We start from the raw sequence: 20095 nt of genomic DNA, 5'->3' as shown, positions 1-20095 counted from the left end.
GACAAAATGCCAATTGATACGATGTACCAAGACAATATTATTACAAATTAAAATTTGCATTGCTCATTTTTGAGTTTGAGCTCATATGTTTTCTGTTCAGACATCAGTTTTATTTTTACATAATAGGGATTTTGGCGTTGGAACTCATTTTCAAAAAGTAAATGACAATTTTCAAGCATACCTTCCATTAAAAGTTGCAGGGTCTTTTCTTTACCCACGCTGTTTGAAAATTGGTTAAAATCTGCTGATGTAATTAAGCCTTGCAAATCAACATGATCATGATACATATGAATTTTCTCAATCACCGTGTTTTGATCAATTTGTACAGGAAGTACGCGAGAGTCTTCTTCACTTAACGCAGTTAAAACATCATCTAAATTTTGTTGATCTATAATTTTATAATGCTGCCCAATCAACTTCTTTTGAATCAAATAATCATCTAATTCAGTTGCATAACTATTCTGAGAAATGAGTAAGTATACTGACATTGCGAATAAAGGAATTATTTTAAATTTCATTTGAATTATACACATATTAAAAGTATGGATTTTATTATACTGAAACAAAAAATAAGCACCATAGTCGGTGCTTATTTTTATTGAAAGAATATAGTTTAGTCTTTGTTTAAATTTTCATTGATTAAAAATTCGACCAAGGCTTTTTGTGCATGTAAGCGGTTTTCTGCTTCATCCCAAACCACCGCATTTTTGTGATCCAGCATATTTTCTGAAACTTCTTCACCACGATGGGCAGGTAGACAATGCATAAATAGACAATCTGGATGTGCTAAATCCATTAGTTTTTCATTGACTTGGTAAGCGGAAAAGGCTTTTTCACGAATTTTTTGTTCTTCTTCTTGGCCCATACTTGCCCAAACATCAGTCACGATCAAATCTGCATTCACTGCTGCGTCTTCTGCCGATTCAAAAAGTTCAACGCAATGTGCAAATTCAGAAAGAAATTCAGGTTTTGGTTCATAGCCTTTCGGTGAAGCAATTTTTAACTTGAAGCCCCACATGTGCGCAGCTTCAATATATGAATTACACATGTTATTGCCATCACCAATCCATGCTACCGTTTTGCCATTGATCGAACCACGATGTTCAACAAATGTTTGTACATCTGCAAGTAGCTGGCAAGGGTGGTGGTCATCAGTTAACGCATTGATAACAGGGACTGTTGAGTATTCAGCAAAACGTTCAACAATATCATGACCAAATGTACGAATCATCACGATATCAAGCATGCTGGATATTACTCGTGCAGAATCTTCAATTGGCTCACCACGACCCAATTGAGTATCGCGTGATGAAAGGAAAATTGCACTGCCTCCAAATTGGCTCATACCAGCTTCGAAAGATACACGAGTACGGGTACTCGACTTTTCAAAAATCATCCCCATGACTTTTCCAACAAAGGGTTGAAATACTTCGTTGTTGTGTTGTTTTCGCTTTAACTCTTGAGCACGTTCAATGATACGGTTAAGTTCAGCAGTGGATAAATCACGTAAAGTAAGAAAATGTCGTAGAGCCATGGTTACTCCACAATAATTGTTTAGTCAAAACCAATAGGGAAATTGACCAACAATTCATTGTTGGTGGTTGATGAAAATAAAAAGGAGAATCAGCTAATATACTATATGAATATGAAAACGCAAAAAAATTAGACCTTTTGATGTCCCTCTAAGAAGCGATCTACACAATAACTTACGCAGTTGAGTATTTCTTGATCAGAATCTTTGATTTCAATCCCCATTAAAATCCGCCATTCTAAATTTCTGAGAATTCCAAAATAAAATTGTGCTGAAAATAAGGGGTTTGGGCAAGTGAGTATTTGATTTTCTACACAACGCTCTAAGGCGCATGCAATAGAAAGTTGTACTTGCTTTGGTCCCTTCTCATGAATATAGACAGCTAATTGTGGATCCTTTTGGGAGCGCTCTAAAACCAAGCGTATGAAAGCAATATTTTCAGGAATGATCATATGCTTATAAAAGTTAATTAAGGTATTGATCAAATATGCTCTGAGCTCATTCAACGCGGGGTTAAATGGAATACAGATATCCTTAAAAAATAAATCACGACGATAGTCACAGATCGCTGTAAATAGACCTTCTTTACTGCCAAAATATTTGTAAATCGAGGCTTTTGATCCGCCTGCATGATTCACGATGTCATCTAAAGATACTGCATCATAACCGTTCTCTAAAAAAAGATCGTTTGCACTAATCAGTAATGCCAAGCGACGTTCATGCCCACGTTTAGTTTGTGGAAAATCACATCCTGTAGCTTCAACTTGTGCTAAATCTTCGTTCATAAATTACTGATGAAAAATGGGTTGTAACTATTATATCAAAGATGTCAATAAATTTCTTAGCAAACATGCTATTGGAAAAAATGATTAAAAAAAGTGTATAAAAATGAAAAAATGAATCAAAATTCATTTTTCTTTGACTAAAGTTTTAGAGTAATATACCTAAATGGTCATATGCGAAATATAAATTATGACTATACTCAAAACTCAATAAACAAGTGACCACTGTGGAAGGGAATATGACACAACAGACGTCTGCAGGCTTAAGATTTAGACAAGCTCTAGAAGTGGAAAAACCATTACAAATTATTGGTACAGTCAACGCTTATGCAGCGATGATGGCGAAACAGGTGGGTTATAAGGCCATCTATCTTTCTGGTGCTGGTGTGGCAAACTATTCTTATGGTTTACCTGATTTAGGTATGACCAGCTTAGACAACGTATTGGAAGATGTTCGTCGTATTACAGAACGTGTAGATACACCCTTACTTGTTGATATTGATACAGGTTGGGGTGGTGCATTTAATATTGCACGTACAATTAAACAAATGATTAGTGCTGGTGCGGCAGCTGTCCATATTGAGGACCAAGTTGCACAAAAGCGTTGTGGTCATCGTCCAAATAAAGAAATTGTTTCTCAACAAGAAATGGTTGACCGCATTAAAGCAGCAGTTGATGCAAAAACAGATTCCAACTTTGTCGTGATGGCACGTACAGATGCATTGCAAAAAGAAGGGTTGCAAGCCGTGATTGATCGTGCTTGTGCATGTGTCGAGGCTGGCGCAGATGCGATCTTTGCTGAAGCAATGACGGACATTACCATGTATAAAACAGTCTGTGATGCAGTAGGTGTTCCTGTTCTTGCAAATATTACAGAGTTTGGTGATACACCTTATTACACCACTCAAGAGTTAGCTGAACAGGGCATTAGCATGGTGTTGTATCCACTGTCTGCAACACGTGCAATGCAAAAGGCTGCCCTAGAAGTCTTCCGTTCAATTCGTGAAAATGGTACACAAGTCAATGTACTGGATAGCATGCAACAACGAAAAGAACTTTACGAATTCCTTGATTATCACACTTTCGAAAACACTCTAGATAAACTGTTCACCCAGGAGAAATAATAAAATGGCTGAAGGAAAAGTACTTACAGGCGCAGGATTGCGCGGTCAAGTTGCAGGTAAAACAGCACTTTCTACAGTAGGTAAGAGTGGCGCAGGCTTAACTTATCGTGGTTATGATGTGCAAGACCTTGCGGAAAATTGCCAATTTGAAGAAGTTGCATATCTTATTTTCTTTGGTGAATTGCCTACAGCAGAACAGTTGGCGACATATAAAGCCAAATTAAAATCACTTCGCCAGTTACCACTAGCTTTAAAAGAAGTGTTGGAGCGTATACCTGCTGATTCACACCCAATGGATGTGATGCGTACAGGTGTTTCAATGTTAGGTAATCTGGAAACTGAAAAATCATTTGATCAACAGCAAGATGTGGCAGATCGTATTCTTGCAACTTTGCCAGCGATCATTTGTTATTGGTACCGTTTTAGTCATGATGGTGTACGTATTGAAGAAAATACTGATGACGATTCAATCGGTGCACAATTCTTGCATTTACTGCGTGGTGAAAAGCCAAATGAATTACATGAACAAGTGATGAATGTTTCGTTAATTCTTTATGCTGAGCATGAGTTTAACGCTTCAACATTTACTGCGCGTGTTTGTGCTTCAACATTGTCTGATATGCATTCGTGTATTACTGGCGCAATTGGTTCATTGCGTGGACCATTGCATGGTGGTGCAAATGAAGCTGCGATGGAAATGATTGAAAACTGGACATCTCCAGAACAAGCTGAACGTGAAATGTTGGGTAAACTTGAGCGTAAAGAAAAGATCATGGGCTTTGGTCATGCGATTTATAAAGACAATGACCCGCGTAATGGCATTATTAAAATTTGGGCTGAGCGTTTAGCAAATGATGTTGGTGATACAGTGCTTTACCCAGTTTCAGTACGCTGTGAAGAAGTGATGTGGCGTGAGAAGAAGTTGTTCTGTAATGCGGATTTCTTCCACGCATCTGCATATCATTTCATGGATATTGCAACAAAACTATTCACACCAATTTTTGTGATGTCTCGTGTTACAGGATGGGCTGCGCATGTAATGGAACAACGTGCTGACAATCGTATTATTCGTCCAAGCGCGGATTATACTGGTCCTGAACTCCGCAAAGTTGTACCGATCACTGAGCGTTCTGCGGCGTAATAAGTTGATCAAGATTGATAAAAGCAGTAAAAAAGCCTCCTAAGAGGCTTTTTTTATTTGGGAGGCTGACCCGCAGGAAATAAAACCACAGCTTCTTCACGGCTATATCCTTCATCAAAAGGTAAGCTGAGTGATTCAAAGGTAATCAGCACCCCTTTGTTTTTTGGCAGTTCAAAAGCCTGTTTAAGTTTAATCTCTGGACTGTAACTGGTTAAATTCTGTTGAAGACTTTGATATTGCGGAGTGGATATTGTAAATATCGAGCCATAAATTGTTTTAAATGGGGCAGAGCTTTGAGTATCAGAAGATCTTTGTTCGAGTAGATTAACATTAACGTCTTGAAGCACGATATTTTTAAGTGGTTTAAGCTGAGTCTTTATGTTTAAAAGTTTTTGCTGGAAGGCTTGTTGATCTGTAATACCTGTAAAATTTTCATCGTATTTGAGAAGATCATAGCGTTTTTCACTCAGTGAATAGCGATAAACTCTTGGAATCTCATAGCTTGCTGAATTTTCAAGAATTAAAACCGCTTTTTTATTTGAATCATAGCCGAGGACTTCAAGTGAAATATTGCTATAACTTTTTGCAAAAGCGAGAGAGCTAAAACTGAATAAGAGCGTCGATGTGATTATTTTTAACACGATTTATCCTCATTATTTTATTGGTAAGAGCAAAACAGCATCTTCAATATCATAACCCGTTTCCTCAGGGATTCCGAAGTATTTGACAATAACTAACATCTTATTCTGATGTGGCACGACGTAATTCTGAGTGATTTTTATTGTTTTAGCATATTGCACAGCTTGTTCATTTTTACTTTTTAAAGAAGCTGTTGTAACTTTGTATATGGTTTTATATTGAGGAACCTTTTGGGATGGATCATGCCAAGCAGGAATGTAATGAGTTTGATTTTTCACCATTTGAATTTTTGCTTTATTGGCATTTCCTACGAGTAAAGGTATTAAACGCTTTTTAATTTTGTTTAGATCTTTTTCAAACTGGATACCATCTTGATCATAGTCAATTTTATGCGTTTTGGGATTGATATATAAGGATCGCACTTCGATCAGATGATCTGGTATTTTGCTGTTGAGCTGATAATAATATAACTGCGGCAAGCGTCCACGCCCATCTTCATAATGTCGTAACAGATAAAGTTTTTGTTGTTTTACTTCATAACCTAATACTTCTATTGTTTGTCCACCACCGACAGTTGCATAACAATGTAATGACGTTGTAAGGATAGTGGTGGTGATTATATGTTGTAGAAATTTCATCCGCAAATATTCTTAATATGTTTTAATGTATCTTGCTTAAATATTGTTTAGATTAAAATGGTGTTTGAGTAAAAATAAATGACAATACAAACTTAAATAAAATACTGAAGAATAAAAAAGCACATGATTAGGCTTCTTTTAATTCCATAAATACTAGATATAACAAAAGGAGATCGTATTGATCTCCTTAATTAAACTTCGCTTACGAATAATTAAAAATGTTCAGCAGTTGCTAAATTCCACATTCTAAAATAGAAGTTTTCTTCATCTTTATTTTCACAACTGAGCAATTCGCCGTCTTTCATCCAAAAGTGCAATTGAGCATAGTTCTTGATTTCACGGTCATTGACTCGTTGTGCTAAATGATGTGCTTTAATCTCAGCAGGATGTTGTAAACCAGCTGCAGCAATCATTTCCGCGAGCGCTTTTAAGGTATTTTTTTGGAAACTAAACACTCGGTCTGCTTTAGATGGCACATCAAGTGCTTTTTGACGTTCTTTGTTCTGCGTTGCAACGCCAACAGGACATTGGTTGGTATGACAACTTTGTGCTTGGATACAACCCACTGCAAACATAAAGCCACGTGCGGAATTGACCCAGTCGGCACCCATAGCCATAGTACTGGCAATATCAAAGGCACTAATAATCTTACCACTTGCACCAATCTTGATTTGAGAACGTAGACCTGCGCCAATCAAGGTATTGTTTACAAAAAGCAAGCCTTCACGTAAAGGCGTACCCATATGATCTATCAGTTCAATAGGGGCAGCACCTGTACCGCCTTCGGAACCATCAACCACGATAAAATCTGGAATGATTTTAGTCAGTAGCATAGCTTTTACAATACTCATAAATTGCCAAGGCTGCCCAATACACAATTTAAAACCAACTGGTTTGCCGTTGGATAGCTCACGTAATTGCTGAATAAAGTGCATCATTTCAATAGGATTGCTAAAAGCAGAATGTGTCGCTGGAGAAATACAATCCACGTCCATAGAAACACCGCGTATTTCGGCAATTTCTTTGGTGATTTTATCTTTGGGAAGGATACCACCGTGCCCTGGTTTTGCTCCTTGTGACAGTTTGATTTCGATCATTTTGATCTGTGGCAGAGCTGCTTGTTGTTTAAATTTTTCCGGATCAAACTTACCATCTAGAGTACGGCATCCAAAATAGCCACTAGCAATTTCCCAAACAATATCACCACCTGGTTCCAGATGATAAGGGCTTAAGCTCCCTTCACCTGTATCATGATAAAAGTTACCTTTTTTTGCACCAGTATTTAAAGCAAGAATAGCATTTGCACTCAAACTACCAAAACTCATCGCTGAGATATTCATAATCGAAGCACTATAAGGCTGTGAGCATTGATCATTACCAATACTAATTCTAAATGTATTAAAATCAGCAGGTGTTTTGGGTGTCATCGAATGGGTTAAAAAACGATAGTCATCTTGATAGACATCAATAATTGAACCAAAAGGCTTATCTGCATTTTCATTTTTAGCACGTTGGTAAACTAAACTTCTTTGTGCACGTGAAAAAGGTAAGGCATCATCATCAGATTCAATGAAATATTGACGAATTTCAGGACGTATATCTTCAAAGAAAAATCGAAAATGTCCCATTAAAGGGTAATTTCTTAAAATAGAATGTTGTGTTTGGATGATATCGGCAAAGCCAATTGCGGCCAGTATGGATGAAATAATCCAAGCTAAATTCAGTACAGTATCTGAAAAAAAGTAATAAATATAATGACCTTCGTTAAAGAAAATAATCCAAGTCAAATATAAAGATACAAATATACAAAGGAACCAAACAGAATAACGGGAGAAAAAAGTATTGAGAAGTTGATGTCGAATTGCTTGAGCAGGACTTGCCATGAAGTGAATATCTCATTCTTTATATAGCGCTAAATTGCCCAAATTGATGAAAAAGCTCAAGTAATGATTTGTTAGACTTGAGAATGGTTCTAGATTAATAATTGAAATATTTATTTTCTAAACAATATGAGTTAATTTAACTGAAATATTTATTCAATATGCGATGAAAACAAAAAGGAATCGAAAATGTTTGAAGAGTTTCTGACAAAATTGTTAAACCCTAGTATCAGTTTTTTAGCCATTTATGTTTCTGTGATCGTTATCATTGCGTATATCGGGCTGTTCTTCCAGTTTTTTAAAATTAAAAATCTAAAGCAGGAAAATGAGACGCTAAAACATCAGCTAAGTTCTCAAGCTCACTCAAATATCAGCCTGAGCAAGGGTGAAGGAATTATTTCTTAAAATTATGCTGAAAGTAAATTGATACAAATAAAGCCTGAATTTTCAGGCTTTATTGGATAAGTTTTAATTATTTAGCTTTGAAATTTTGACAGTAATTATATGATCAACCTTACTTCTGATGTAGAACAGGAATTATTAACAGCAATGGACAACTATAAAGCCATTGCTGAAGTGCTTATTGATAAATTAATTACAGAAACAGACCAACCTAAAAAAGTAAAAATTAACGCGGGACACTATTACGAAATACAAGATGCTGATTTTTTAAATGGACAAAAAACGCTATCGGGAGATTGGTCTTTTTTTGTGCATGGAGAGCATTGTATGTTTGAGAATTTAATAACAGGGCAAATTCTTGAAGTTTCGCTTGGAAACAAAGAAAGTATTGGTAATCTTGATCCATATTTTTTTTATAATTTTCTTAAGACAACAGTTGAATTCAATCACTTAACAAAATACTTCGTTAATCCCTTTAGTAGTACTTTAGACTTTTTTGAAAAACTTGAACGACAAAAAATATTGATAATAGATTTCGGAGTTTATCGAAAACTATGAGTATAAAACAGTCTGATAAAAGGACAATAAAGTCACAGCAAAGTCTTCATCTCTAGTGGGATGAAGTGTTTACTTTTCTAATGCCTATGAAAATTTATACTTTAGCAGAACTGAAGTGACTTAAACTCAATACTTCGTTTAAGTCCTCAAGCTCATTCAAATATCAGCTTGAGCAAGGATGAATGAATTATTTCTTAAAATTATGCTGAAAATAAATTGATAGAAATAAAGCCTGAATTTTCAGGCTTTATTTGAGTGTTATTCTGTTAGATTGCGAATTTTATTCGTCAGTGGGAACAAGCATCAAGATAGATTCATTCAACAATCCAGCAATGTCTTCTAATATTTCATCATCAGACAATTCATGATTGAGTTTGACACTTTGTCCATCTGCAATCTGCTTTAAATGTAGTGCAAATTGTTCAGAAATACAGATCGATTCACCATTTGCCCAGAATAATAATTCACGATCCTGTTCAAGATAAATTAAGCGAGAGGCTGGCTCAATTTGTAGTAAATAGCCTTGTTCAAGAACTTCTGCTATATCGCCAGTGCCAATCGCTTCAGCATCTGGAATATTTTCAGGGTACTTTGCTTCAGCCATTAAACTCATAATGGCATCTTCTAACACTTTAGAATTATTTAATTTCGCCAACAATTCAGCTTTTAAATAATCGAGTTCAGCTTGTGTTACTTGCCCAATCGGGGTTTGTTTATTTCGCAATATGTCGAGAAGCGGATTGCGTAGTTGTTGATCTTCGATAAATTTATCGCTGACACGATCCATCATGTCGGCAATATTTGGCATACGGAAACCAAAAGAGTAGGTTAGGCAATCGTCTTCTGCTACTCCGTAATGCGACAATCCTGGTGGAACATAAAGTAAATCGCCTGGCGCTAAAACTTCATCAAAATGGATCTCCATTTCTGGAAGTAGCTTTAACGGCTGTCCTTCGACAAGCTCAGATTCAGCATCACACATTTGTCCAAGTTGCCAACGACGATGTCCATATCCTTGTACAAGAAATACATCATAAAAGTCAAAATGCTGACCTACAGAGCCACCTTTAGCAGCATAAGAGACCATAATGTCATCACGACGCCACTGTGGAATAAAAGGAAATTTCTTCCAAAGTTCAGCTAAATCAAATGAATAATGATCTACAGCTTGAATCAATAAAGTCCAAAGCTTTGGCATTTTCTGAAAATCACCTTTGATGAGTGGTGATGATTTTACTGACCATTGATTTGGATCTTTGTCTTTTTGCTTAATTAGGCGTGCTGTGATGTTTTCATCCAGAGCAAGCTCCATGACATCGTCTGGAACAAGGATATTGGCAATTTCAGGTAAAGCGTTACGAACCAATAATGGTTTTTTTTGCCAGTATTCTGAGAGGAATTGTTCAGCAGTAATTCCGCCAAGAACATCTAAAGGTAGGGACATGAAAATAGCCTAAGCAAATTTGAATCTATAATACGGCTATTGTCTTATGAGATGACAGGTGGTGCAAGTATTTGTAAATTTATTCAAAATATATTTATATAAAAACAGCCCTGCTTTTTGAAAAATTAAAGGAGTTGTAAATTCATGATTTTATAAAATATCTCATAATATATCCGAGATTTGCCTAATTTAAAAGAAAGCATTTTCAATTGGGTTGAGGAATATAGATTTTTTCCTATTTCGTATTATTCTGATCCAAAAAAAGAAATTGCAGACAAAACACTTTTAGTATTGCGTTCGTATCGATAATTGATTATCTAGGGCAAAAATATTTCTATTCCAACTTGGGTGGTGAATGAAGCGCAAGTGAATGATTTTAGTGAGGCGCAATTAAATCAAATTGGGTTAGAGTATTTAAACAAGATGATTCTTGCTTTTGAGTTGGTCTTGATTGGGGACTGCTAAACAGAATCTAAGGCTAAGATTAAAGAAGGGTTGATGTTATTTGCAACGCATTATCAGGATTTATGGGATTAACTCAAAAAGTCTTCATCCTTTTTAATGCATGAGCAAATAACACAAATCCCATGTAATTATGGAAATTTATAATAAGATCGAGCTTATTATACAGTGTGGAAATTAAGGTAGCGGGATTCCCAACTTCCTTAAAATTCCACATAACTGAATCATTGGCATACCCATCAAAGTGGTTTGGTCTTGCCCAATCATTTGCTCAAATAAACCAATACCAAGACTTTCACACTTAAAGCTACCCGCACAATGCAGAGGTTGATCAATTTCGATATAACGCTCAATTTCAGCCAAAGTTAAGTCACGAAATTTAACATGATAATGCTCGACCAAGGTTTGTTCAAAACCAGAAGCTAAATGTTGCACACTTAAGGCAGTACTAAAAAAGACATTTTTTCCTGAATTGGCTTGTAGCTGTTGAATGGCTTTTTCTACAGATAAAGGTTTACCAATAAAATCTTGTGGTGCATGGTCACGCCAAGCCACCTGATCTGACCCAATCACAATGGCATTTGGATGGTCTTGTACAATGACTTGAGCTTTTTCAAAAGCCAAGCGTTTAGCCAAATCATCGGCATGAGATTCACCCCGTGGTGATTCATCGATTTCAGGTGAAATACAATGATAGTCTAAGCGTAAACGATTCATTAAATCTTTACGGGTTTGGCTCGATGAAGCCAAAATAATTTCATGGTGATTCATCTTTGAATAATTCATGCCTAGTTATACTGCATATTCCATCAAGAGATCTAAGGGAACATACGCCAAAACTGCTTGATGACAGGCTTGTAGTTTTACACGAGGTGCCATGTCATTTTGATAGGCCTCAACCCAACGCGTCACACATAAACACCAAAAATCACCAGGTTGTAGTCCCGGAAAGCCGTGTTCTGGCAGTGGTGTAATTAAGTCATTTCCTACTTTTTGTGAAAAATTTAAAAATTCTGAAGTCATTTCAGCGCATACAGTGTGCTGACCAAGGTCGGTTGTTGCTGTATGACAGAAACCGTTACGAAAATAACCTGTGATTGGAGAAAAACAACAACTTGCTAAAGGTTCACCTAAGACATTTAAACCATTGATTTTAGGATCGGGATGAAAAGACATAAGCGTATAGAATTTAAAAGTTCGCCCTATAATAATCAAATCTCAACTTTTCTACAGCTTTTCTACAAAAGTATCTAACCTTTTTTTGTGTAATCATTTAGAATCTACGCGATTTTTAATATCTATAAGAGAGCTATACATGAATTTTCAGCGTATGACTGACCTCGATTTAGCAGGCAAGCGTGTACTTATTCGTGAAGACTTAAACGTACCTGTTAAAAATGGTGTGATTACAAGTGATGCACGTTTACGTGCTGCATTACCGACAATTAAATTGGCACTTGAGAAGGGTGCTGCGGTCATGGTGTATTCTCATCTTGGTCGTCCCGTTGAAGGTGAACCAAAAGCGGAACAATCATTAGCTCCTGTTGCTGCTTATTTAACTGAGGCACTTGGTCAAGACGTTAAATTATTCACAGATTATTTAGATGGGGTTGAAGTTGCAGCAGGCCAAGTTGTATTACTTGAAAACTGTCGTTTCAATGTGGGTGAAAAGAAAAATAATGCTGAACTTTCAGCAAAATATGCAGCACTTTGTGATGTTTTTGTGATGGATGCATTTGGTACAGCGCATCGTGCAGAAGCATCAACTGAAGGCGTAGCACGTTTAGCAAAAGTCGCAGCAGCGGGCCCTTTGCTTGCAGCTGAATTAGATGCTTTAGGTCGTGCGCTGCAAACACCAGAAAAACCAATGGTCGCAATTGTTGCTGGTTCTAAAGTTTCTACTAAGCTTGATGTTTTAACTTCACTTTCTGATATTTGTGATCAATTGATCGTTGGTGGTGGTATCGCCAATACATTCTTAGCCGCAGCTGGTTTCAATGTCGGTAAATCCTTGTGTGAAAATGATTTGATTGATACAGCTAAAGCGATTGCAGCAAAAGTATCTGTTCCACTTCCAACAGATGTTGTTGTAGCAGATGCTTCTGCAATCGATTTTGCAGATTTCTTAGGTTCATTGGCAAATGCTAAAGCAACAGTAAAAAAAGTTGAAGATGTTGCAGACAATGACATGATTTTGGATGTCGGTCCTGAAACGGCGAAAGCTTTTGCTGAAATCTTAAAAACGTCTAAAACGATCCTTTGGAATGGTCCAGTTGGTGTGTTTGAAGTGGATCAATTTGGCGAAGGTACAAAAACACTTTCTTTAGCGATTGCTGAATCTGAAGGATTCTCTATTGCTGGTGGTGGTGATACTTTGGCTGCAATTGATAAATACCATGTTGCAGACAAAATTGGTTATATTTCAACTGGTGGTGGTGCATTCCTTGAATTTGTTGAAGGCAAGACACTTCCAGCTGTAGCGGTATTGCTTGAACGTGCTTAATTGAAAAATTATTTTAATTATGACGTTTATATGAAAGGCTGACCTCGTGTCAGCCTTTTTTATCTGAGAGATTCATTTTAAAGTAATAAAAATGAAATATAACTGCAATAAACTAGATCAAATCCAATCACCAACACTGGGAAATGTGATGAAATTTAAATTTACACTTGCAGCACTTCTTATTGCTCCTTTGGCATTTACTGCATGTTCTAAACAAGAAAAAGCACCAGCCTCAGAACAAACATCTTCTTCTGAAGCTGCTTCAGCAGAATCAGCAAATACATCTGCAGAACAACAAGCTGTGATTGATGCGCTTGATCAGCCTGTTTTGGATGAAAAAAATACAGATGTAGCTGCTGAAAAAGCAAATGCTCCAGCAGATGCGGCTACGCCAGCGACTGAAGAAGAAGCACCTAAAGCTCAATAATCTTTCTAAATGTTGTTATTTGTTAAAAGTCCCCGCAAACGCGGGGATTTTTTATGAAATAGTCAATATTGTTGCTGAATTGAAATAAAGCAACATGTAGAATATGGGGCATTACTTGGGAGGATATTATGGCTCTTATCTCATTGCGCCAACTCTTGGATCATGCCGGTGAACATAGTTACGGCGTTCCAGCGTTTAATGTGAACAACTTAGAACAAATGCGCGCAATTATGTTAGCCGCTGACGCAACAAATTCACCTGTAATTGTGCAAGCTTCTGCTGGTGCACGAAAATATGCAGGTGCTCCATTTTTACGTCATTTAATTTTAGCTGCAATTGAAGAATGGCCACATATTCCAGTGGTAATGCATCAAGACCACGGTACAAGCCCAGATGTTTGTCAACGTTCGATCCAGCTTGGATTTTCATCTGTAATGATGGATGGTTCTTTAGGTGCAGATGGTAAAACACCAACGTCTTATGAGTATAACGTTGATGTAACACGTCGTACTGTTGAAATGGCACATGCATGTGGTGTTTCTGTAGAAGGCGAAATTGGCTGTTTGGGTAGTCTTGAGACTGGTTTGGCTGGTGAAGAAGATGGTGTTGGTGCAGAAGGTGTACTTGATCATTCTCAACTTCTCACTTCTGTTGAAGAAGCTCGTCAATTCGTTGCAGATACCAATGTAGATGCTTTAGCAATTGCAGTTGGTACTTCTCATGGTGCGTACAAGTTTACTCGTCCACCTACAGGCGATATTTTGGCAATTGACCGTATTAAAGAAATTCATGCGGCGCTTCCAAATACTCACCTTGTTATGCATGGTTCAAGCTCAGTACCACAAGAATGGTTAGCGATCATTAACCAATATGGTGGTGACATCAAAGAGACTTATGGTGTTCCAGTTGAACAGTTGGTTGAAGCAATTAAGCATGGTGTACGTAAAATCAATATTGATACAGATTTACGTTTAGCATCTACAGGTGCAATGCGCCGTATGATGGCTGAAAAACCAAGTGAATTCGACCCACGTAAATTCTTCGGTGAAACGGTTGAAGCAATGAAACAAATCTGTGTAGATCGTTATACAGCATTTGGTACTGCGGGTAATGCAGACAAGATTCGCCCAATTTCTTTAGAAAAAATGGTTGATCGTTATAAATAATCTTTGATGGTTGTTGATCACCTAAAAGCCCACTCATGCTAGTGGGCTTTTTCTTGAATCATAGGAACTCGGTTTCGCATAAATTTTGCAATGATTGGTGAGATAAGAAGTAAATTATGGAACTCATATTTTTAGCAGCACTTTGTAGTGTGCTGGTTTCAATGCTTTTAAAATGGGCCAAACAAAAAGGTTTTGATGCATTGCAAATGATTGCTTGGAATTATGCAATCGCCAGTGTATTGAGCTATATTTGGTTTAAGCCTGATTTGGCTCATATTTCAATCTCAAATACACCGTGGTGGTTGATTCTTGGTTTAGGTGTTGTATTACCCAGTATTTTTTTATGCTTAGCAAAATCATTACATAGTGCAGGAATTTTAAAAACTGAAATTGCACAGCGATTATCTGTGGTTTTATCATTATTGGCTGCATATTTTTTATTCCAAGAACAATTTAACCAATTAAAAATGCTTGGTATCGGTTTGGGTATCGTGGCAGTTTTATGTATTGTACTTTCTCAGTCGAGTCCATCAAATTCATTACTCAATCAGAAAGGTATCCTTTCTTTACTCAGTGTTTGGGTGGGTTATGCTTTGGTTGATGTTTTATTAAAATATACAACCAGCCTTGGTTTACAGTTTCCTGTTACATTAACCTTGATGTTTATCTGTTCATTCCTATTATCTGTAGGTTATTTACTGATTCGAAAAACTCAGTGGAAGCTTCAGAACTTTTTTGCTGGTTTGGCGTTGGGGATTTTAAATTTTGCCAATATTGCTTTATATGTCAAAGCGCATATTTTATTAAAAGATTCTCCAGCGATTGTTTTTGCAGGGATGAATATCCTTGTGGTGTTATTTGGAGTAATTGCAGGGCTGTTAATTTTTAAAGAAAAGCTTAAAGTGATTACAGCTCTAGGACTGGTTTTAGGTTTGGCTGGAGTGGTATGTTTAGCCTTGGCAATATAATGATTTAAGAGAATGAAAGATTAAAATGATAAGAATACTATTCATAATACTGGGTACATTTATCATGATAGATGTTTTTGCAGCTAATTTAACATTGGTGAAGACTGAACAAGAAAAAGGAGATCGCGATAATCCTTCCATGACGACTTATACCTATAAAGCAATATCTCCTTTAGTTGTTGAGTATTTATATGGATATGATGCAGATTATGGTGAGAATAATTTAAAAATTCAATTTTTAGATCAAGATACTCAAGGAACATATTTAGGTCATACACGTTTTTTAGTTGATGATGAGTCAAAAAAATACGTTAAATTATTAAAATTACCCAGTGTTCCGTTAAAACATGGATGCTTTTATCAAGCTCAGGCAGAGATTTTTCTTGATGATGTTTTCGTTTCTAGAAATGATTTAAGCAGTTCATCATCTGGGAGTGCTTTTATTAAGAATATAAAACCATTATCAGATGTAAAATTAAAGTGTGATATATATTGATGTTGATCACTTTACAATAAAATTAAACGGTAACTTTATTGATTAAATTGGTGGATATGAGATGGATGCATTTGAACAATTATTTATTCATTTAGATTTACAACTAAATAATATTCGCTTAGTTCCATTATCTCTTGAACATGAGCAAGGGCTTGCTGAAGCGTGTCGTGATGGTGAATTGTGGAATCTACGAATTACCTCAACACCACATTACACAGAAGTTAAAAATTATATTGAAAAAGCATTAATACAAAAAGCACAAGGTAGTCGTTATCCCTTTGTTGTCATAGAGCAAAGCTCAGGGAAAGTCTTGGGAACGACTAGTTATCACGATATTTTATTAAACGTAAAACGTTTTGAAATCGGCTATACATGGTATGCACAATCTGTACAGCGGACTCATGTCAATACAACTTGTAAACTATTGCTATTAGGTTTCGCTTTTGAACAACTTCAAGCCAATACCGTGGCGTTGCGGACTGACCAATTTAATTTTAAAAGCCAAAAAGCCATTGAACGTTTAGGTGCTAAAAAAGATGGCATTATTCGGGGCGATCAAATGCGTAAAGATGGCACGATTCGAGATACAGTGTTGTACAGTATTGCTCAAGGTGAGTGGAACAATGTAAAAGCACATTTACAAGACATGTTGGCACACTATAAAAAATAACTATTTTATTGAATTTTATTCGATTCAAGGGCATGCAAATGCCCTTGAAATCATTTGAAAGATCGTCATGGTGATTTCATATTTTGATCATAAAACTTTCAAACATAGCGGACAATGGAGGAGCATTCTTTACAATGGTGTAATTGCTATGAATCAAGATATCTTTTCAACGCATACATCATTACAAACCCATCAAGTGCAGCTTTCACCACTACAAATAGAACATGAAAATGCTTTAATTGAGGTATGTAAAGATGGCCGATTGTGGGAATTAGAATATACATTAGTTCCACATTATTCTCAGATCAAGGATTATATTGCCAAGGCACTTGAACAAAAATCTTTGGGAATACACGTACCTTTTGTTGTTTTAAATCAGCGGAATGGTCGTATTGTAAGAACCACCAGTTTTCGCGATTTGATTTGGGAGGTGCGCCGTGGTCAGATTGGCTATATATGGTATGCAGAATCAGCACAGTGCAGTCATATCAATACCCGTTGTAAGTTGTTATTACTTTAGTAAGCATTTGAAAAACTACCAGCCAACTCGGTTGTATTAAGGACGGATATTCGCAATGTTAAAAGTCAAGGCGCCATTGAGCGTCTAGGTGCGCATTATGATGATGTGCAACATCAAGATGAGCTACGAAAAGATGGAACTGTTCGAGATACTGTTATATACAGCATAATCAAAGATAAATGGCAGGGCATTAAACAGCATTTAAGCCAGTTACTTAGCCAAAGCTATAAGCTTTAACTTATAAGGTTTAATTATGTATTTAACTACAATCTATATGTAAGCGATGTTGTTGGCAATGAATGCATTGAAACAGATAGCCTGTTAAATCACCGTCGATACTGAGGTGATCTTGGATAAGCTCTACTGGATAACCATTTTCTTCGATATCGGCTTTAACCTCATCCCAAATTGGTTTAAGCCTTTCACTATCCGCATAAGCGATAAACTGACATGGTTCATTGCAATGCACGAGCCAAACTTCTTGTTGCCAACTATGATAACTTGGCGTTTTGAAGCAGATTTCATCTAAAAATTCAGGGTTGATTTTTTCGGATGGAACATTTGGGTTTGAAGAAATACCTTCAATGCCACAATAGTCATTGTATTCTCCATCGTATTTTTGCGCTGCTGCACCATTGGCAATACACCACGGACAGATATACTCGGGTTCATCTACACTATAAAAAGAACTTACGTACTTTAAATCACGTTGTTGATTGCAAATCGAACAAATACCGTCTTCTTTTTTAAACAGATCAAGTGTGTATGCGTTGGGATGATATTTAAACTGAGGATAATCCATATTTTTGATTCTTCTAGGTAAAGATTTTTAAGTATTGAATGCTAACAATAAAATTCTACACGAAAACTTTCAATCAGTTCAGGTGGAACGCGTGTTGTTTGTCCATTGGTACGCATAAATAATTCGCCTTTGTAATACAACGGACGGTCCGATTTATTACATTTAAAGACCAATATGGTTTTTCCTTGAATCTGTATTTCTTCTAGTGTGGTATAAATATTTGAAATTTTGTTACTTTCGTGTGCCAGTTTATCAATCAAACTCCGCTTCATTAAGTCGAGTGAATTATTAAAGTGTTCCGCAAGTTCATTTTCAATCCCTACAATGGTTAAATCATCAGCAATACCTATAAAGACATAGCCATTGCGGGTATTCATAAATGCAAAGCACGCTTTGACCCATTTATCTGATTTGCGGTTGGTTAATAGGTCTGTGGTACGTTCTTTAAATTCAATCCGTTGATTTTCACCCAGTTGAATTAAATTAAAATAGTACTCTGAACAGGAATTTTGCCGATAATGATTGAGTGTGGTTTTAATTTTTTCTAATGATTTATATGCGGCAACAGTTTCTAAATTATGAATATCTTGCCATTGGTAAATTAATTTAATCTTTAGATCGTTTGTTATGTTTGGATCAGCGAGGTATTCAAAGCTCAAATTGAGATATTGTAAAATTTCTGTGTAAATAGCATGACTGGCAATTGGAATGGAAATTTTATTAAAAGTATTTCTAATTTTTTCTAAATTTTTGTGAAATTCAAAAGCTTCTTGGTAAAAGCTTAAATATTTAAACTCATTTAAAATATGTTCATAAGGGCGATGAAATGATTTAGGAAACAGTTGCTTGGGCGGTATATGGATATATTTTTCAATCTGTTGGAAATAATATCTTAAGGTTGGATACTTTAAGGCCTGATCAATATTGATTTCAAATTTCTCAGAAAGTGGCTTAGTGGTATAGGCTTGAAAAAACAGCAGGGTTTGGATTTCTTTGTATTTATTGGGGTAGTCATGCCAATGCGTTTCTAGAAACTCATTAAAATTCTTAAATTTATTGGTGAGATACATGTTCAAATCCATAGCAACACCTTTGATCCTCTATTGTTTGGTGTTCGGTATTTACAACAAATATGTCATCAGACTATTTATATATAGTTATTTATAAGTTAATTAAGTCAGGAAATAAAGCGTAAAACTTTAAATCGGATCGTGAAAGTTGTTAGAAAATATAACAAATATTTCAATTTGGTGAATAGCGCATTTGACTGCTTCATTTCGTCATTAATCGATAATTTGCGGAATCGCTAAACTTGGATTTTGGATAAATGATGCTAATCGTTCTTTTAATGAGGTGGCTCGTTCAGGAACAGCATCAATTGCAATCTCAGCGAGCCTCTTGACCAATTGTAAATCACCAGCTGCAGCAGCCACATAGCAGAGGGTACACATGTGTGCGGGATGTAAGGGATTTATACATGCCTTATGCGCTTTATTGAGAAAATCTTCAGGCCAATGTGCTAATTGATTAAAGAAATTTTGGCTTTGACGATTCCACTCAGATATTAGAAATTGCACCATTTCGTTGGCATCTTGTTCATTTGAGGTATATGACCAGTCGTTGTCATGATCATTGATCAAATAAGGCAGGATCGAACTACGCCATGCACAATCGAAATCACGCATTTTTTCAATATCTAAAGCGTTACCTGTACATCGCATAACATATTCACCTAATGTGATGAGGTGAATACCGAGATTAACTTGAAAACAATGTCTTTTAATGGAGTGTTGTATATCGACGATTCGAATAACTTCCCCCTCAACCTGTCTAAATACATCGCCTTTTTTTATAAAGCCCTGTGCTTTTAAAATGGGATAAAACTGGCTTTGTAATAGTTTGGAAATGACTTTTTTATCCATTAGTTATATCCATGGTAGAG

At 36.2% G+C, this 20095-nt stretch carries 23 protein-coding genes; 11 read left to right on the top strand and 12 right to left on the bottom strand.

Annotated elements, in window-relative coordinates; translation table 11 throughout:
- Positions 1–47: 47 nt before the first annotated feature.
- The 3 genes from WFN33_RS02995 to WFN33_RS02985 all read right to left on the bottom strand — a co-directional run bounded on the left by WFN33_RS02995 (position 48) and on the right by WFN33_RS02985 (position 2316).
- A complete protein-coding gene (locus tag WFN33_RS02995) occupies positions 48–518 on the bottom strand; it encodes a hypothetical protein (RefSeq protein ID WP_336951377.1) in 471 nt (156 codons plus the stop codon).
- Positions 519–613: 95 nt separating this feature from the next.
- The gene (argF, locus tag WFN33_RS02990; protein WP_336951376.1) at positions 614–1534 is read right to left on the bottom strand and encodes an ornithine carbamoyltransferase; all 921 of its coding nucleotides are present in this window, start codon (positions 1532–1534) and stop codon (positions 614–616) included.
- Positions 1535–1662: 128 nt separating this feature from the next.
- On the bottom strand, positions 1663–2316 hold the full coding sequence (locus WFN33_RS02985) for a TetR/AcrR family transcriptional regulator (protein WP_336951375.1): 654 nt from the start codon (positions 2314–2316) through the stop codon (positions 1663–1665).
- A 236-nt stretch (positions 2317–2552) separates the two neighbouring features.
- On the opposite strand from WFN33_RS02985, the gene prpB reads away from it, so the two are divergent.
- Entirely contained in the window at positions 2553–3437 is an 885-nt protein-coding gene (gene prpB, locus WFN33_RS02980; RefSeq protein ID WP_004720700.1) for a methylisocitrate lyase, read from the top strand.
- A 4-nt stretch (positions 3438–3441) separates the two neighbouring features.
- Entirely contained in the window at positions 3442–4578 is a 1137-nt protein-coding gene (gene prpC, locus WFN33_RS02975) for a bifunctional 2-methylcitrate synthase/citrate synthase (protein ID WP_336951373.1), read from the top strand.
- A gap of 53 nt (positions 4579–4631) precedes the next feature.
- On the opposite strand, the gene WFN33_RS02970 is transcribed toward prpC, so the two are convergent.
- The 3 genes from WFN33_RS02970 to WFN33_RS02960 form a co-directional block, all read right to left on the bottom strand.
- Positions 4632–5219: a hypothetical protein gene (locus WFN33_RS02970; RefSeq protein ID WP_336951371.1), complete on the bottom strand. Its 588-nt coding sequence runs from the start codon at positions 5217–5219 to the stop codon at positions 4632–4634.
- A gap of 12 nt (positions 5220–5231) precedes the next feature.
- Positions 5232–5855 carry a hypothetical protein gene (locus tag WFN33_RS02965; RefSeq protein ID WP_336951369.1) on the bottom strand — a complete coding sequence of 208 codons (624 nt, stop codon included), beginning with the start codon at positions 5853–5855 and terminating at the stop codon, positions 5232–5234.
- A gap of 212 nt (positions 5856–6067) precedes the next feature.
- Positions 6068–7738, bottom strand: a complete 1671-nt coding sequence (locus WFN33_RS02960) for an FMN-binding glutamate synthase family protein (RefSeq protein WP_336951367.1) — start codon at positions 7736–7738, stop codon at positions 6068–6070.
- A 186-nt stretch (positions 7739–7924) separates the two neighbouring features.
- Between WFN33_RS02960 and WFN33_RS02955 the strand changes: the two genes are divergently transcribed.
- Both WFN33_RS02955 and WFN33_RS02950 read left to right on the top strand, forming a co-directional pair.
- Positions 7925–8140: a hypothetical protein gene (locus WFN33_RS02955; RefSeq protein WP_336951366.1), complete on the top strand. Its 216-nt coding sequence runs from the start codon at positions 7925–7927 to the stop codon at positions 8138–8140.
- A gap of 99 nt (positions 8141–8239) precedes the next feature.
- Entirely contained in the window at positions 8240–8695 is a 456-nt protein-coding gene (locus WFN33_RS02950; protein ID WP_336951364.1) for a DUF6896 domain-containing protein, read from the top strand.
- A gap of 280 nt (positions 8696–8975) precedes the next feature.
- On the opposite strand, the gene WFN33_RS02945 is transcribed toward WFN33_RS02950, so the two are convergent.
- The 3 genes from WFN33_RS02945 to WFN33_RS02935 all read right to left on the bottom strand — a co-directional run bounded on the left by WFN33_RS02945 (position 8976) and on the right by WFN33_RS02935 (position 11777).
- Positions 8976–10139 carry a ribosomal protein uL16 3-hydroxylase gene (locus tag WFN33_RS02945; protein WP_336951362.1) on the bottom strand — a complete coding sequence of 388 codons (1164 nt, stop codon included), beginning with the start codon at positions 10137–10139 and terminating at the stop codon, positions 8976–8978.
- Between the two features lie 639 nt (positions 10140–10778).
- A complete protein-coding gene (locus tag WFN33_RS02940) occupies positions 10779–11372 on the bottom strand; it encodes a Maf family protein (protein ID WP_336951476.1) in 594 nt (197 codons plus the stop codon).
- Positions 11373–11393: 21 nt separating this feature from the next.
- On the bottom strand, positions 11394–11777 hold the full coding sequence (locus WFN33_RS02935; RefSeq protein WP_004720680.1) for a DUF2237 family protein: 384 nt from the start codon (positions 11775–11777) through the stop codon (positions 11394–11396).
- A 139-nt stretch (positions 11778–11916) separates the two neighbouring features.
- Here WFN33_RS02935 and WFN33_RS02930 point away from each other — a divergent pair, with 139 nt between their 5' ends.
- The 7 genes from WFN33_RS02930 to WFN33_RS20415 all read left to right on the top strand — a co-directional run bounded on the left by WFN33_RS02930 (position 11917) and on the right by WFN33_RS20415 (position 17351).
- Positions 11917–13104 carry a phosphoglycerate kinase gene (locus tag WFN33_RS02930; protein ID WP_336951360.1) on the top strand — a complete coding sequence of 396 codons (1188 nt, stop codon included), beginning with the start codon at positions 11917–11919 and terminating at the stop codon, positions 13102–13104.
- Between the two features lie 148 nt (positions 13105–13252).
- Positions 13253–13531: a hypothetical protein gene (locus WFN33_RS02925; protein ID WP_004821354.1), complete on the top strand. Its 279-nt coding sequence runs from the start codon at positions 13253–13255 to the stop codon at positions 13529–13531.
- A gap of 128 nt (positions 13532–13659) precedes the next feature.
- Positions 13660–14697: a class II fructose-bisphosphate aldolase gene (fba, locus tag WFN33_RS02920; RefSeq protein ID WP_004720677.1), complete on the top strand. Its 1038-nt coding sequence runs from the start codon at positions 13660–13662 to the stop codon at positions 14695–14697.
- 116 nt (positions 14698–14813) lie between these two features.
- Positions 14814–15665, top strand: a complete 852-nt coding sequence (locus tag WFN33_RS02915; protein WP_336951357.1) for a DMT family transporter — start codon at positions 14814–14816, stop codon at positions 15663–15665.
- A gap of 64 nt (positions 15666–15729) precedes the next feature.
- A complete protein-coding gene (locus tag WFN33_RS02910) occupies positions 15730–16161 on the top strand; it encodes a hypothetical protein (protein ID WP_336951355.1) in 432 nt (143 codons plus the stop codon).
- 61 nt (positions 16162–16222) lie between these two features.
- Positions 16223–16831: a GNAT family N-acetyltransferase gene (locus WFN33_RS02905; protein ID WP_336951353.1), complete on the top strand. Its 609-nt coding sequence runs from the start codon at positions 16223–16225 to the stop codon at positions 16829–16831.
- A 148-nt stretch (positions 16832–16979) separates the two neighbouring features.
- Positions 16980–17351 (top strand): GNAT family N-acetyltransferase, encoded by a 372-nt coding sequence (locus WFN33_RS20415; protein ID WP_419360409.1) that lies wholly within the window; start codon positions 16980–16982, stop codon positions 17349–17351.
- Positions 17352–17610: 259 nt separating this feature from the next.
- Here WFN33_RS20415 and WFN33_RS02895 read toward each other — a convergent pair whose 3' ends face one another.
- From WFN33_RS02895 to WFN33_RS02885, 3 genes are all read right to left on the bottom strand, one after another.
- On the bottom strand, positions 17611–18153 hold the full coding sequence (locus WFN33_RS02895; RefSeq protein ID WP_336951351.1) for a CbrC family protein: 543 nt from the start codon (positions 18151–18153) through the stop codon (positions 17611–17613).
- A 41-nt stretch (positions 18154–18194) separates the two neighbouring features.
- On the bottom strand, positions 18195–19235 hold the full coding sequence (locus WFN33_RS02890) for an AlbA family DNA-binding domain-containing protein (protein WP_336951349.1): 1041 nt from the start codon (positions 19233–19235) through the stop codon (positions 18195–18197).
- 201 nt (positions 19236–19436) lie between these two features.
- A complete protein-coding gene (locus WFN33_RS02885; protein ID WP_336951347.1) occupies positions 19437–20075 on the bottom strand; it encodes a DUF4304 domain-containing protein in 639 nt (212 codons plus the stop codon).
- Between the last annotated feature and the right edge of the window lie 20 nt (positions 20076–20095).

This window comes from Acinetobacter sp. AS167 (genome assembly GCF_037152175.1).
Lineage (GTDB): Bacteria > Pseudomonadota > Gammaproteobacteria > Pseudomonadales > Moraxellaceae > Acinetobacter.
This window is presented reverse-complemented; position numbering and strand designations above follow the sequence as displayed.

Excerpts from the sequence above, each read along its gene's own strand:
- WFN33_RS02950 (WP_336951364.1), top strand. The coding sequence starts at position 8,240 with ATGATCAACCTTACTTCTGATGTAGAACAGGAATTATTAACAGCAATG.
- WFN33_RS20415 (WP_419360409.1), top strand. The coding sequence starts at position 16,980 with ATGAATCAAGATATCTTTTCAACGCATACATCATTACAAACCCATCAA.
- WFN33_RS02910 (WP_336951355.1), top strand. The coding sequence starts at position 15,730 with ATGATAGATGTTTTTGCAGCTAATTTAACATTGGTGAAGACTGAACAA.
- WFN33_RS02960 (WP_336951367.1), bottom strand. The coding sequence starts at position 7,738 with ATGGCAAGTCCTGCTCAAGCAATTCGACATCAACTTCTCAATACTTTT.
- WFN33_RS02945 (WP_336951362.1), bottom strand. The coding sequence starts at position 10,139 with ATGTCCCTACCTTTAGATGTTCTTGGCGGAATTACTGCTGAACAATTC.
- WFN33_RS02890 (WP_336951349.1), bottom strand. The coding sequence starts at position 19,235 with ATGGATTTGAACATGTATCTCACCAATAAATTTAAGAATTTTAATGAG.
- WFN33_RS02895 (WP_336951351.1), bottom strand. The coding sequence starts at position 18,153 with ATGGATTATCCTCAGTTTAAATATCATCCCAACGCATACACACTTGAT.
- WFN33_RS02885 (WP_336951347.1), bottom strand. The coding sequence starts at position 20,075 with ATGGATAAAAAAGTCATTTCCAAACTATTACAAAGCCAGTTTTATCCC.
- WFN33_RS02930 (WP_336951360.1), top strand. The coding sequence starts at position 11,917 with ATGAATTTTCAGCGTATGACTGACCTCGATTTAGCAGGCAAGCGTGTA.
- WFN33_RS02965 (WP_336951369.1), bottom strand. The coding sequence starts at position 5,855 with ATGAAATTTCTACAACATATAATCACCACCACTATCCTTACAACGTCA.
- WFN33_RS02995 (WP_336951377.1), bottom strand. The coding sequence starts at position 518 with ATGAAATTTAAAATAATTCCTTTATTCGCAATGTCAGTATACTTACTC.
- prpB (WP_004720700.1), top strand. The coding sequence starts at position 2,553 with ATGACACAACAGACGTCTGCAGGCTTAAGATTTAGACAAGCTCTAGAA.
- fba (WP_004720677.1), top strand. The coding sequence starts at position 13,660 with ATGGCTCTTATCTCATTGCGCCAACTCTTGGATCATGCCGGTGAACAT.
- argF (WP_336951376.1), bottom strand. The coding sequence starts at position 1,534 with ATGGCTCTACGACATTTTCTTACTTTACGTGATTTATCCACTGCTGAA.
- prpC (WP_336951373.1), top strand. The coding sequence starts at position 3,442 with ATGGCTGAAGGAAAAGTACTTACAGGCGCAGGATTGCGCGGTCAAGTT.
- WFN33_RS02915 (WP_336951357.1), top strand. The coding sequence starts at position 14,814 with ATGGAACTCATATTTTTAGCAGCACTTTGTAGTGTGCTGGTTTCAATG.
- WFN33_RS02955 (WP_336951366.1), top strand. The coding sequence starts at position 7,925 with ATGTTTGAAGAGTTTCTGACAAAATTGTTAAACCCTAGTATCAGTTTT.
- WFN33_RS02940 (WP_336951476.1), bottom strand. The coding sequence starts at position 11,372 with ATGAATCACCATGAAATTATTTTGGCTTCATCGAGCCAAACCCGTAAA.
- WFN33_RS02905 (WP_336951353.1), top strand. The coding sequence starts at position 16,223 with ATGGATGCATTTGAACAATTATTTATTCATTTAGATTTACAACTAAAT.
- WFN33_RS02925 (WP_004821354.1), top strand. The coding sequence starts at position 13,253 with ATGAAATTTAAATTTACACTTGCAGCACTTCTTATTGCTCCTTTGGCA.
- WFN33_RS02985 (WP_336951375.1), bottom strand. The coding sequence starts at position 2,316 with ATGAACGAAGATTTAGCACAAGTTGAAGCTACAGGATGTGATTTTCCA.
- WFN33_RS02935 (WP_004720680.1), bottom strand. The coding sequence starts at position 11,777 with ATGTCTTTTCATCCCGATCCTAAAATCAATGGTTTAAATGTCTTAGGT.